12 protein-coding genes are annotated in these 12054 nt (G+C 59.2%); 9 read left to right on the forward strand and 3 right to left on the reverse strand.

Annotated elements, in window-relative coordinates; translation table 11 throughout:
* Window positions 1-39 precede the first annotated feature (39 nt).
* The 8 genes from hmpA (at window position 40) to alaC (ending at window position 9136) form a co-directional block, all read left to right on the forward strand.
* Window positions 40-1209 carry an NO-inducible flavohemoprotein gene (gene hmpA / locus PMM47T1_RS04035; protein ID WP_008366048.1) on the forward strand — a complete coding sequence of 390 codons (1170 nt, stop codon included), beginning with the start codon at window positions 40-42 and terminating at the stop codon, window positions 1207-1209.
* Between the two features lie 275 nt (window positions 1210-1484).
* Window positions 1485-1991, forward strand: coding sequence for a disulfide bond formation protein B (locus PMM47T1_RS04040; RefSeq protein WP_008366050.1), 507 nt, complete (start codon window positions 1485-1487; stop codon window positions 1989-1991).
* Window positions 1992-2567: 576 nt separating this feature from the next.
* A complete protein-coding gene (gene cyoA, locus PMM47T1_RS04045; protein WP_008366052.1) occupies window positions 2568-3503 on the forward strand; it encodes a ubiquinol oxidase subunit II in 936 nt (311 codons plus the stop codon).
* 3 nt (window positions 3504-3506) lie between these two features.
* Window positions 3507-5528 carry a cytochrome o ubiquinol oxidase subunit I gene (cyoB, locus tag PMM47T1_RS04050; RefSeq protein ID WP_008366054.1) on the forward strand — a complete coding sequence of 674 codons (2022 nt, stop codon included), beginning with the start codon at window positions 3507-3509 and terminating at the stop codon, window positions 5526-5528.
* Between the two features lie 3 nt (window positions 5529-5531).
* A complete protein-coding gene (cyoC, locus tag PMM47T1_RS04055) occupies window positions 5532-6161 on the forward strand; it encodes a cytochrome o ubiquinol oxidase subunit III (protein WP_043300712.1) in 630 nt (209 codons plus the stop codon).
* Window positions 6161-6496 carry a cytochrome o ubiquinol oxidase subunit IV gene (gene cyoD, locus PMM47T1_RS04060; protein WP_008366058.1) on the forward strand — a complete coding sequence of 112 codons (336 nt, stop codon included), beginning with the start codon at window positions 6161-6163 and terminating at the stop codon, window positions 6494-6496. The genes cyoC and cyoD overlap by 1 nt, the downstream gene beginning before the upstream one ends.
* 10 nt (window positions 6497-6506) lie before the next feature.
* Window positions 6507-7394, forward strand: coding sequence for a heme o synthase (gene cyoE / locus PMM47T1_RS04065; RefSeq protein WP_008366060.1), 888 nt, complete (start codon window positions 6507-6509; stop codon window positions 7392-7394).
* Between the two features lie 512 nt (window positions 7395-7906).
* A complete protein-coding gene (gene alaC / locus PMM47T1_RS04070; protein ID WP_008366063.1) occupies window positions 7907-9136 on the forward strand; it encodes an alanine transaminase in 1230 nt (409 codons plus the stop codon).
* On the opposite strand, the gene PMM47T1_RS04075 is transcribed toward alaC, so the two are convergent.
* The 3 genes from PMM47T1_RS04075 to PMM47T1_RS04085 form a co-directional block, all read right to left on the reverse strand.
* Window positions 9133-9399, reverse strand: a complete 267-nt coding sequence (locus PMM47T1_RS04075; protein WP_008366065.1) for a hypothetical protein — start codon at window positions 9397-9399, stop codon at window positions 9133-9135. The two genes, alaC and PMM47T1_RS04075, sit on opposite strands and share 4 nt — an antisense overlap.
* 117 nt (window positions 9400-9516) lie before the next feature.
* Window positions 9517-10155 (reverse strand): DJ-1/PfpI family protein, encoded by a 639-nt coding sequence (locus tag PMM47T1_RS04080; protein ID WP_008366067.1) that lies wholly within the window; start codon window positions 10153-10155, stop codon window positions 9517-9519.
* A 98-nt stretch (window positions 10156-10253) separates the two neighbouring features.
* Window positions 10254-10664, reverse strand: coding sequence for a DUF4087 domain-containing protein (locus PMM47T1_RS04085; RefSeq protein WP_008366069.1), 411 nt, complete (start codon window positions 10662-10664; stop codon window positions 10254-10256).
* Between the two features lie 468 nt (window positions 10665-11132).
* Here PMM47T1_RS04085 and ppk2 point away from each other — a divergent pair, with 468 nt between their 5' ends.
* Window positions 11133-12050, forward strand: a complete 918-nt coding sequence (gene ppk2 / locus PMM47T1_RS04090; RefSeq protein ID WP_008366072.1) for a polyphosphate kinase 2 — start codon at window positions 11133-11135, stop codon at window positions 12048-12050.
* Window positions 12051-12054 lie beyond the last annotated feature (4 nt).

Consider the following 12054-nt stretch of genomic DNA (forward strand, 5'->3'; position numbering starts at 1 on the left):
CTTGAGCAATCTTATCCCCATTGTACCAAGGAGTCAGTCATGCTCAGTGCCCAGGATCGCGCCATCGTCAAATCCACGGTCCCGCTGCTGGAGAGCGGCGGCGAAGCGCTTATCACCCACTTCTATCGGACCCTGCTGGACGAAAACCCTTCGGTGCGCCCGCTGTTCAATCAGGCCAACCAGGCCAGTGGCGACCAGCCTCGCGCCTTGGCCAACGGTGTGCTGATGTACGCTCGCCACATCGATGAACTGGACCAGCTTGGCGGCCTGCTGGCGCGCATCATCAACAAGCACGTGGCCCTGCAGATTCAGGCCGAGCACTACCCTATCGTCGGTGCCTGCCTGTTGCGCGCCATTGAAGAAGTGCTGGGCAGCGACATCGCCACCCCGGCGGTACTGGCCGCCTGGGGCAACGCCTACCAGCAATTGGCCGACATCCTTATTGCCGCCGAGGCCGAGGTCTACCAGCAAAAAGCCGACGCGCCTGGCGGCTGGCGTGGCGGACGGGATTTCAGGCTGGCGGCCCGGGTGCAGGAAAGCGCGGAAATCGTTTCCTTTTACTTCGAACCCGTCGACGGCCAGGCGATTCTCGACTTCAGCGCCGGCCAGTACATTGGCATCAAACTGCTGATCGACGGCGAGGAGCACCGCCGCAACTATTCGCTGTCGGCGCTGGCCAAGGCCGGGCAATACCGCATCAGCGTCAAGCGCGAGGCGGGTGGCAAGGTCTCCAACTACCTGCATGACCATGTGCAGGTGGGGGGCCAGGTGCAGCTGTTTCCGCCAGCGGGCGAGTTCGTGCTGCACGCGGGCAGCAAGCCACTGGTGCTGATCAGCGGTGGTGTAGGTATTACGCCGACCTTGGCGATGCTGGAAGCCGCGCTGCTAAGCCCGCGCCCGATCTACTTCATCCATAGCGCGCGCAATGCCGCGGTTCACGGCTTCCGCGACTGGGTGGACAACCTGGCGGCGCGTCATCCGCAGCTCAAGCGCTTCTATTGCCATGCCGAGGCAGGCGGTGATGCAGACGCCGTGGGCTTGCTGGACCAGAGGTTGCTGGAGCAATGGTTGCCCGCCAACCGCGACGTGGACGCCTACTTCCTGGGGCCCGTGGGCTTCATGAAGGCCATCAAGGGCCAACTGGAGGCATTGGGCGTGCCCGAACGGCAGAGCCACTACGAGTTCTTCGGCCCCGCTGCCGCGCTGTAGTCGTGACCTCTAGCCGCTGCCGCCAGCCTGCGCTTGCCAGTGGGTACGCTGGAAATCTTCAGGAGGCCGCAGGGCCAGCGCAGCCTGACGGTAACGGCTACAAACTATGTGGGGTGCGAACAAGGGTCGTTAACGCTGGGTTAATTTCGCTGGGGTTTACTCCAGCGTCCTGCCCCGTTTTCGGAACCTTCCTGTTTTTTCAAGGTCTTGGTGAGCGTGTAGACTGGCAGGCGAAATGATTCGGTAGCCGATCCACACCTATGAAGGGACGAGCAATGAGCGATGTGAAAATGCAGCTGAGCCGCGAGAAGCGTTTCCTGGTGTTATTGGGCATCATCTGCCTGACGCTGATCGGCGGTGCGCTGTACATGCAGGTGGTGCTGGAAGAGGCACCTTGCCCGCTGTGCATCCTCCAGCGTTATGCATTGCTGTTCATCGCCCTGTTCGCCTTCATCGGCGCCGCCATGCCCGGCAAGCGCAGCATCACCGTATTGGAAGTGCTGGTGGTGGTCAGCGCCCTCGGCGGCATGGTCGCGGCCGGCAACCACGTGTATGTGCTGGCCCACCCTTCGGTCAGCTGCGGCGTCGACGTGCTGCAACCGATTGTCGATGGCCTGCCGCTGGCCAACGTCCTGCCCATGGTGTTTCAGGTCAGCGGTTTCTGTACAACACCTTACCCTCCGGTGCTGGGGCTGTCGCTGGCCCAGTGGGCACTGGTAGCATTCGTGCTCACCACGGTTCTGGTGCCGCTGGGCATCTATCGAAACCGTCGCCAGGGCTGAAATGGCCCGCCGTTACAAATCATTATTCGTGCCTGGTTTGCATGCGACACAGGGCGTGACCGATGAGCGCAGACCTTTTGTGAGGGCTTTATCCCTAGTAAAAATAGGCTTTTAGCGCTGCGGCACGGGGTGCGACATCGTGTCGCAAGGCCTTGAAAGTGGGGGTCATTGTTGCATAATCAGAAACTTATTGTTGCTAAATAAGCCATAGTCAATGATTCCTGAGGTATCTACAATCCCCGCAAAATCCGCTCGGCCAGGCTTTTCCAGGCGTTGGACAGAAGGTGCAACCTGCCCTCTGACCAGCATCAAGGCCACGTCGAGCGCGGGGTTGAGAGCCCACCTTGTGTTGGTGCAGCCAAAGGGATCTGGTCTGCAAGCAGGCTATTGCCGACTAAACGACTTAGCCTGCAAAGGCACAATAAGAAATTACCGTTCTACACAGGTCTGCCAAACAGCAGCAGCTGATCTCTAGGCATGCCCGTATCCAACTCGATAAATGCTGACGCTTGGCAGGACGAAGTGTTGGCGATCAAAACACAATTGCACTGATGCAAGCTGCTTAGAGGTCGTGAGATGAGCAAAAAGCGTTACCCCAGACTGTTTGGCATATTGCCCTTTTTCGGCATGCTTTTTCTCGGTGGATGCAAGTGGACCCTGCTTGACCCGAAAGGGCCGATCGGTCTCGACGAGAGAAACCTGATCATTACCGCTACCCTGCTGATGCTGCTGGTGGTGGTACCTGTGATTATCATGACCATCGTGTTCGCGTGGAAATATCGCGCTACCAACACCTCGGCCAAGTACACGCCGGACTGGAGCCACTCCACCAAGATCGAAGCCGCCATCTGGGGTATTCCCCTGTGCCTGCTGATCGTGCTGGGCGTGATCACCTACAAGTCCACTCACGCGCTTGATCCGTATCGCCCGATCGAGTCGGAGGTGAAGCCGATCACCATCCAGGTTGTCTCGCTGGACTGGAAGTGGCTGTTCATCTACCCGGACCTGGGTATCGCTACCGTCAACAAGATCGAGTTCCCGGCCAACACGCCGATCAACTTCCGCATTACCTCTGACTCGGTGATGAATTCGTTCTTCATTCCGGGCCTGGGCGGCCAGATCTACTCGATGGCCGGCATGACTACCCAGCTGCACCTGCTGGCCAGTCAGCCACACGAATTCGATGGTATCTCCGCCAACTACAGTGGCGAAGGTTTCACCGGCATGAAGTTCAAGGCAGTCGCCACCACCCAGGCGGACTTCGATGCATGGGTCGCGGAAGTGAAGAATTCACCTAAACAGCTTGATTCGGCTGAATACGCTGCTCTGGCCAAACCAAGCGAGAAAGCACCTGTCGCGCTCTACTCCTCGTTCACGCCAAACCTGTTCCAGACCATCATCAACAAGTATGAAGGTATGAATCCAGGCCACATGGCGCACGAAGGTAAAGAAGTCGCCGGTATGGAAGGTATGGACATGGGTTCGCATTCAGCTGCTGGGGCAGAGGAGTAAACGATGTTTGGTAAATTAACTTTGGAAGCGATCCCCTTCCATGTCCCGATAGTGATGATCACAATCAGTATGATCATTCTGGGCGGGCTGGCGCTGGTCGGGGCGATCACTTACTTCAAGAAATGGTCCTACCTGTGGACCGAATGGCTGACTTCGGTCGACCACAAGAAAATTGGCGTGATGTACATCGTTGTCGCCATGGTGATGTTGGTGCGTGGTTTTGCCGACGCCCTGATGATGCGTTCGCAGCTTGCCTTGTCCGCCAACGGCGGCGAGGGCTACCTGCCGCCTGAGCACTATGACCAGATCTTCACCGCTCACGGTGTGATCATGATCATCTTCATGGCGATGCCATTCTTCACCGGCCTGATGAACCTTGCAGTTCCACTGCAGATCGGCGCTCGTGACGTTGCGTTCCCGTTCCTCAACTCCCTGAGCTTCTGGCTGCTGGTATCCGGTGTGGTACTGATCAACCTGTCGCTGGGCGTCGGCGAATTCGCACGTACCGGTTGGGTTGCCTATCCGCCGCTGTCGGAACTGGGCTATAGCCCGGGCGTGGGTGTGGACTACTACATCTGGGCACTGCAGCTGTCAGGTATCGGTACGACGCTGACCGGCGTGAACTTCCTGGTCACCGTGCTGAAAATGCGTACCCCAGGCATGAAACTGATGGACATGCCTATCTTCACCTGGACCTGCACCTGGGCAAACGTCCTGATCGCGGCTTCGTTCCCGATCCTGACCGCCACCCTGGCCCTGCTGACCCTCGATCGTTATATGGACTTCCATATCTTCACGAACGAGCTGGGCGGCAACCCGATGATGTACGTCAACCTGTTCTGGGCATGGGGTCACCCTGAGGTGTACATCCTGATCCTGCCAGCGTTCGGCGTGTTCTCCGAAGTGGTGTCTACCTTCACCGGCAAGCGTCTGTTCGGCCACGTGTCGATGATTCTGGCGTCGGGTTGCATCGCGGTACTGGGCTTCATGGTTTGGCTGCACCACTTCTTCACCATGGGTTCGGGCGCCAGCGTCAACTCCTTCTTCGGTTTGGCAACGATGTTGATTGCGATCCCGACGGGTGTGAAGCTGTTCAACTGGCTGTTCACTATCTACCAAGGTCGCCTGCGCTTCACCGCGCCGGTCATGTGGACCCTGGGCTTCCTGATCACCTTCGCAATCGGCGGCATGACTGGCGTACTGCTGGCCATTCCAGGTGCTGACTTCGTTCTGCACAACAGCCTGTTCGTTGTGGCTCACTTCCACAACGTGATCATCGGTGGTGCTGTATTCGGTTACATCGCAGGCTTCGGCTACTGGTTCCCTAAAGCGTTCGGCTTCACCTTGAACGAGAAGTGGGGCAAGGCAGCGTTCTGGTTCTGGATCTCGGGCTTCTACGTGGCATTCATGCCGCTGTACGCACTGGGCTTCATGGGCATGACCCGTCGTCTGAACCACACCGACAACCCTGACTGGACCCCGTACCTGTACGTGGCCATGGGTGGTGCGCTGCTGATCCTGGCCGGTATCGCTTGCCAGTTCATCCAGCTGTACGTGTCGATTCGTGACCGTGAGCAGAACCGCGACGTGACCGGTGACCCGTACAACGGCCACACCCTGGAGTGGATGACTTCCTCGCCACCGCCGTTCTACAACTTTGCCGTGCTGCCAACCGCAAACGACATCGATGCTTTCACCGAAGCCAAGCGCAACGGTACCGCGTACACGTTCCCGACGAAGTACACGGATATCCACATGCCTAACAACACTGCCACAGGCCTTGTGATGAGCGCCTTCCTGACGGTGTTCGGTTTCGCGATGATCTGGCACATCTTCTGGCTGGCCGCTGTTGGCCTGATCGGCTGCGTAGGCTACTTCATCATCCACGCCGCGCGTGATGATCAAGGCTACATGGTCCCTGCAGCAGAAGTGGCTCGCATCGAAGGCGAACGTCAACAAATCTTGGCGAAAGCAAACGTGGCTGGTGTCTCCAAGACCCCCGTCAACGCGCTTGAACAGGCTTAAACAATGTCGAACATAGTATTGAACGCTGGAACTGCCCATGGTCATGACCATGGGCACGACGACCACGAACACCATGATGCGGGTCCCATGACCGTATTTGGTTTCTGGATCTACCTGATGACGGACTGCATCCTGTTCGCATCGCTCTTCGCTGCCTACGCCGTACTGTCGGGCAACGTTGCAGGTGGTCCGTCGGGTCATGACATCTTCGAACTGCCGTACGTACTGGGCGAAACCGCCTGCCTGCTGTTGAGCTCGATCACCTACGGCTTCGCCATGCTGGCGCTGCACAAAGGTAACAAGGGCGGCGTACTGGGTTGGCTGTTCATCACCTTCCTGTTCGGCCTGGGCTTCATCGGCATGGAGATCAACGAGTTCCATCACCTGATCTCCGAAGGCTTCGGTCCGCAGCGCAGTGGCTTCCTGTCCGGCTTCTTCACCCTGGTCGGTACTCACGGTGCCCACGTGACCAGCGGTCTGATCTGGATGGCGGTCATGATGTACCAGGTTTCCAAACACGGCCTGACCCCGACCAACAACACCCGTCTGAGCTGCCTGAGCCTGTTCTGGCACTTCCTGGACGTGGTCTGGATCTGTGTGTTCACCGTTGTCTACCTGATGGGGACCCTGTAATGGCTAATGCTCACGCTCACGCTCACGACTCGGGCAGCCACGGCAGCTTCAAGTCGTACATGATCGGTTTCGTACTGTCGATCATCCTGACCGCGATCCCGTTCGCGCTGGTCATGAACCCAGTGTTCTCCAAATCGGCGACACTGGTCCTGATCCTGGCGTTCGCCGTGATTCAGGTACTGGTTCACCTGGTGTACTTCCTGCACCTGGATCGTAGCGAAGCGCAGCGCAACAACGTGATTGCCTTTGTGTTCGCAGGCATCGTCATTGTGCTGCTGGTTGGCCTGGCGCTGTGGATCATGGTCAGCATCCATACCGTCATGATGGCGCACTGAGGAAAACTGCATGTCCGTTAAGCACTTTATCCAAATCACCAAACCGGGGATCATTTTCGGTAACGTGCTTTCTGTGGCAGGCGGCTTTTTCCTGGCCTCGCAAGGGCATGTAGATTTCGCCCTTTTCCTGGCCACGGTGATTGGTACTTCGCTGGTGGTGGCGTCCGGTTGTGCATTCAACAACTGCATCGACCGCGACATCGACGTGAAGATGGAGCGCACCAAGAACCGCGCACTGGTCCAGGGCCTGATCTCGTTGAAGACAGCCCTGGCCTACGCCACCCTGTTGGGTGTGGCGGGCCTGGCCATGCTGTACAAGATGGCCAACCCGCTGGCGGCCTTGGGCGGCCTGATCGGCTTCATCATCTACGTGGGTTTCTACAGCCTGTATCTGAAGCGCAAATCGGTACACGGTACTCTGGTCGGCAGCCTCTCCGGAGCCATGCCGCCCGTCATCGGGTACGTGGCCGTAAGCGGTCACTTCGATATGGCTGCGTTGACCCTGCTGGTGATGTTCAGCCTCTGGCAGATGCCGCATTCCTATGCCATCGCGATCTTCCGCTTCAACGACTATCTGGCTGCATCGATTCCGGTGCTGCCAGTCAAGCGTGGCATCGTTGTAGCCAAGAAACACATCCTGCTCTACATCCTGGCGTTCCTGCTGGCGACCCTCATGCTGACCCTGGGTGGTTACGCAGGCATGAGCTACCTGGCAGTGGCGGCGGCGATGGGCATGTACTGGTTGTACATGGCCTGGACCGGTTACAAGGCAGTTGATGACAAGGTGTGGGCACGCAAGCTGTTCGTGTTCTCCATCTTTACCATCACGGCCCTGAGCGTGATGATGTCCCTGGACTTCAAGGCGCCGACGGAGCTGTTGCTGACCTACGCTCACTGAGTGTAGGAAGGCTGACTCGATCGCTGTCCTGCTACACCGAAAACGCCCCGTACCGAAAGGTACGGGGCGTTTTTGTATTTCCAGTCCCACCCCCTGTAGTAGCGGCCGCAGGTCGCGTCACAGGCGCCTCACCGTTACCTGCCCCACCGCGTTACCCTGCCGCAGCCTTCTGCAGCTTGCAGCCCTACCGTTGGAGCTGCTGCACCACGCCCTTGGGTCCTACCCGCGAAAAGAACCCCTTGGTGTATCTGCCACTGCGCGGCGCTCATTTCGCGGGTAGGGCCGGCTCCCACAAAGGCAGTTGCTGCTGCGGTAATAGGGGAATTAGCGAGATTATTAACTGAATATAATCGTGTTTTAAGGTGATATTTCTGGTTTTTAGGTAAATAATTCAGATATCCCTGAAAGGGGGCTGGACAGCCGTTCTCCTCCACGCTTATTGTTGCCCTCTGGCCAGCGCACTGGCCGCGTCGCTCGGACGGTTCCGGGCGCTTACGTTTCGAGGTTTCAACATGGCTGACAACGGTTCTTCGCCGCGCCGCTTTTCGCGTATCGATCGTCTCCCCCCTTACGTCTTCAATATCACCGCCGAACTCAAGATGGCCGCCCGCCGCCGTGGCGAGGACATCATCGACCTGAGCATGGGCAACCCCGACGGCGCCACTCCGCCGCACATCGTGGAAAAGCTGGTTAGCGTGGCCCAGCGGGAAGACACCCACGGCTACTCGACTTCGCGTGGCATCCCCCGTTTACGTCGCGCCATCTCGCGCTGGTACGCCGACCGCTATCAGGTAGAGATTGACCCGGAGGACGAAGCCATCGTCACCATCGGCTCCAAGGAAGGCCTGGCGCACCTGATGCTGGCCACCCTGGACCAGGGCGACACCGTGCTGGTGCCCAACCCCAGCTACCCGATTCACATCTACGGTGCCGTGATTGCCGGCGCCCAGGTGCGTTCGGTGCCGCTGGTGCCGGGCGTGGATTTCTTCGACGAGCTGGAGCGCGCCATTCGCGGTTCCATCCCCAAACCGAAGATGATGATCCTGGGCTTCCCGTCCAACCCCACTGCCCAATGCGTGGAGCTGGACTTCTTCGAACGCGTAGTCGCCCTGGCCAAGCAGTACGATGTGCTGGTGGTGCATGACCTGGCCTACGCCGACATCGTCTACGACGGCTGGAAAGCCCCGTCGATCATGCAGGTGCCGGGCGCCAAGGACATCGCGGTAGAGTTCTTCACCCTGTCCAAGAGCTACAACATGGCTGGCTGGCGCATTGGTTTCATGGTCGGCAACCCTGAGCTGGTCAACGCCCTGGCGCGCATCAAGAGCTACCACGACTACGGTACCTTCACGCCCCTGCAAGTGGCGGCCATCGCCGCCCTGGAAGGCGACCAGCAGTGCGTGCTGGACATCGCCGAGCAGTACCGCCAACGCCGCAATGTGCTGGTCAAGGGCCTGCATGAACTGGGCTGGATGGTCGAGAACCCCAAGGCCTCGATGTATGTGTGGGCCAAGATCCCCGACGCCTACGCCCACCTGGGCTCCCTGGAGTTTGCCAAGAAGCTGCTGGCCGAGGCCAAGGTGTGTGTGTCGCCCGGCATCGGCTTTGGCGAGTACGGTGATGATCACGTGCGCTTCGCCCTGATCGAGAACCAGGACCGGATTCGCCAGGCTGTACGGGGCATTCGCCAGATGTTCCGTGCCGACGGTTTTGAAGGGCAGGGCAAGGGGCGCAAGGTTTAATATACCTGCACAACGACCACGGCCAGCCCATCCTCGGGCTGGCCTGCCGTTTCTACCGTGACGACAGCGACCTTGCCAGTGCCCTCGCAGCCGGGGCCTGTCTGCTGCAAACCGGTCAAAGCCGCCAAGCCGTTGCCCGCTGCTACAGGCGCGATAGGGCAGGTTGGCATGGTTATCACGCCATTGAGCCGGATAACACCTTCGCTTGCTGAAACGAGCAGTGCGGGGTTCAACAACAGAGCCAGGGTGATGGGTCGCAGCATCGTGGGTAAGCCTTTCCATGGATAACGGAGCGGCATTATCCGGTTACGTCCAGCCAGGAGTAACCGGATGCTTCCGAGAGCATCTCGGACCAGTCTGGTTGGTATGTAGGGCGCTACCTACGCACGATCCGTCCACTCATACTGCATCTGGCGCGCGGTTCGCTTGGCCACTGCGCCGTCCAGAATCCGCGCCACCACATGCAGGCTCATGTCGATGCCGGCGGAGATTCCCGCCGACGTAACCAACGCGCCCAGGTCCACGTAAGGCACGTCGGCGACGACCTTCAGCGCGGGAAAGTCCTGTTGCAGTTGCGCAATGTCATCCCAATGGGTGGTCACGGTATGGTCGGTCAGCACCCCGGCCTTGGCCAGGATGAAAGCGCCGGTGCACACCGATGTCACCAACGGCGTACGCGCGGCAGTGCTGGCCACCCATGCCAGGGTAGGCGGGTGGCCCAGGGGCTGGTCGACCACGCCGCCTGGCACAATCAACACATCACACGGCGCGGCCGCTTGCAGGCTGGCGTCGGCTGCAACGTGCAGGTTGTAGCGTGCGCACACTTGGCCGGGCTCGGCTGCCACTGTTTGTACGCGAAAGGCCGCATGGGGCAGCACGCCGTCGCGCAGGGCCACACGGCTGGCAACGCTGAACACCTCGTAGGGACCGGCGAAATCGAGAATTTCAACCTGCGGGTAGATCAGCAGGCTGATGTTCAGGGTGCGCTGGCGCACCAGGTCGGCAAGGGCGTGCGGCATATGCGGCTCCGGGCAGTGAGGGGAGCGTCATCATCGCCCGGCGAACCTTGGCGTGAATGACAATAACCCCACAAATCCTGCCAACTTGCCGCCAATGCCTACATCACGATGGCACCGACCACGTTCTTGCCCTTGAGCATGGACGGCTCACGCAGCGTGGTGTCGGCGCGGCAGGCAGACAGCGTGCGCGCCGTGGCCGTGGTGATGGCATTGACGGTGTGGGTCTGCTCGTCCAGTTCACCGGACACGCACGCGCAGCCATAGCCATAGTCCCCGTTGGTGCGTATCCATTGGCTGGAACGAAAGACCGGTTTCTGTCCCGGCGCGTTATAGCCGTCGGCGGTGGCGATTTTCCAGCTGCCTTCGTGATCAATCAGGTTGATCACCCGCGGCGCAGAATTTTCGTACCAGCCACACAGGCGTTCTTCGGCCGGCTGCGCGGCATTGGCCAGGGAAGTGAGGGAAACAGTGAGCAGCGCAACGCTGCCTGAAATGCGAAATAGGCGCATAAGACCTCCGTGTCTTGTCGGCTGGCTGGCTGACAGCATCGCGCTGGCGCCACCGCCGCATGAAAGTGAGAATGGGATTGCCTTCGCAAAGCCCTTATTATTAGTAACATTAAATTGACGCTTTTTGGTGTCAAAAATGTAGCGTCAAGATTACTTTTGATGGCTTAGTGCTAAAAATGACGAGGTGGTCACATATTTCATGATGTGCCTTTAGAGGCCTTATGCGCCCGGCCGTGACCAAGCGCAGGCTCTGGCGGTGGATGACTATCTGAAGGATTGCGCTGATCGTGACGCCACCATGCCGCTGCCACGATCGCCGAACAGGCAGCAGGTAGGCGCTTGAACCAATGGGCCGATGCAGTATTTGGGCGTGCTGCCCACGCCTGAGCGTTTGCCAGGCCGTTAACCACCCGGTCACAAAATCTCCCTAAGATTTCGGAAACGTCCGACATCAAAGTGAGCACCGTCATGCATGCCAGTACCGATACGCTGATGCGCCGCATACACCGTGAGCTGGCCGATCACGGTGACGAAGAGCTTGAGCTGGAGTTGATGGATGACGACCACGACTTCGACGCGCTGTTTGACAACAATGTGCCGGAAAGCCCTGAAAAACAGGCACGGCGGCAATATTTCGCCGAATTGTTTCGGTTGCAGGGCGAGTTGGTGAAGTTACAGAGCTGGGTGGTGAAGACCGGCCACAAGGTGGTGATCCTGTTCGAAGGGCGAGACGCGGCGGGCAAGGGCGGGGTGATCAAGCGCATCACCCAACGGCTCAACCCGCGTGTGTGCCGGGTAGCGGCTTTGCCGGCGCCCAGTGATCGCGAGCGTACCCAGTGGTATTTCCAGCGCTACGTGTCGCACCTGCCGGCGGCCGGCGAGATCGTGCTGTTTGATCGCAGCTGGTACAACCGCGCCGGCGTGGAAAAAGTCATGGGCTTCTGCAACGACGAACAGTACGAAGAGTTCTTCCGTACTGTGCCTGAGTTCGAGCGCATGCTGGCGCGGTCGGGCATTCAGTTGATCAAGTACTGGTTCTCGATCTCCGATCAGGAACAGCACCTGCGTTTTCTCAGCCGTATTCACGACCCGCTCAAGCAATGGAAGCTCAGCCCCATGGACCTGGAGTCGCGGCGGCGCTGGGAGGCCTACACCAAAGCCAAGGAAGTCATGCTCAAGCGCACTCATATTGCCGAGGCACCCTGGTGGATCGTGCAGGCCGATGACAAGAAGAAAGCGCGCCTGAACTGCATCAACCACCTGCTGGCGCAAATGCCCTACGAGGAAGTGGCGCACCCGGTCATCGAGTTGCCGCAACGCGAGCGTCAGCAGGACTACACCCGCACACCGGTGGCGGCCGAACTGTTCGTGCCGCAGCTTTACTGAACCG

The sequence above is a fragment of the Pseudomonas sp. M47T1 genome (genome assembly GCF_000263855.1).
GTDB lineage: Bacteria > Pseudomonadota > Gammaproteobacteria > Pseudomonadales > Pseudomonadaceae > Aquipseudomonas.

Excerpts from the sequence above, each read along its gene's own strand:
- hmpA (WP_008366048.1), top strand. The coding sequence starts at position 40 with ATGCTCAGTGCCCAGGATCGCGCCATCGTCAAATCCACGGTCCCGCTG.
- PMM47T1_RS04040 (WP_008366050.1), top strand. The coding sequence starts at position 1,485 with ATGAGCGATGTGAAAATGCAGCTGAGCCGCGAGAAGCGTTTCCTGGTG.
- cyoA (WP_008366052.1), top strand. The coding sequence starts at position 2,568 with ATGAGCAAAAAGCGTTACCCCAGACTGTTTGGCATATTGCCCTTTTTC.
- cyoB (WP_008366054.1), top strand. The coding sequence starts at position 3,507 with ATGTTTGGTAAATTAACTTTGGAAGCGATCCCCTTCCATGTCCCGATA.
- cyoC (WP_043300712.1), top strand. The coding sequence starts at position 5,532 with ATGTCGAACATAGTATTGAACGCTGGAACTGCCCATGGTCATGACCAT.
- cyoD (WP_008366058.1), top strand. The coding sequence starts at position 6,161 with ATGGCTAATGCTCACGCTCACGCTCACGACTCGGGCAGCCACGGCAGC.
- cyoE (WP_008366060.1), top strand. The coding sequence starts at position 6,507 with ATGTCCGTTAAGCACTTTATCCAAATCACCAAACCGGGGATCATTTTC.
- alaC (WP_008366063.1), top strand. The coding sequence starts at position 7,907 with ATGGCTGACAACGGTTCTTCGCCGCGCCGCTTTTCGCGTATCGATCGT.
- PMM47T1_RS04075 (WP_008366065.1), bottom strand. The coding sequence starts at position 9,399 with ATGCTGCGACCCATCACCCTGGCTCTGTTGTTGAACCCCGCACTGCTC.
- PMM47T1_RS04080 (WP_008366067.1), bottom strand. The coding sequence starts at position 10,155 with ATGCCGCACGCCCTTGCCGACCTGGTGCGCCAGCGCACCCTGAACATC.
- PMM47T1_RS04085 (WP_008366069.1), bottom strand. The coding sequence starts at position 10,664 with ATGCGCCTATTTCGCATTTCAGGCAGCGTTGCGCTGCTCACTGTTTCC.
- ppk2 (WP_008366072.1), top strand. The coding sequence starts at position 11,133 with ATGCATGCCAGTACCGATACGCTGATGCGCCGCATACACCGTGAGCTG.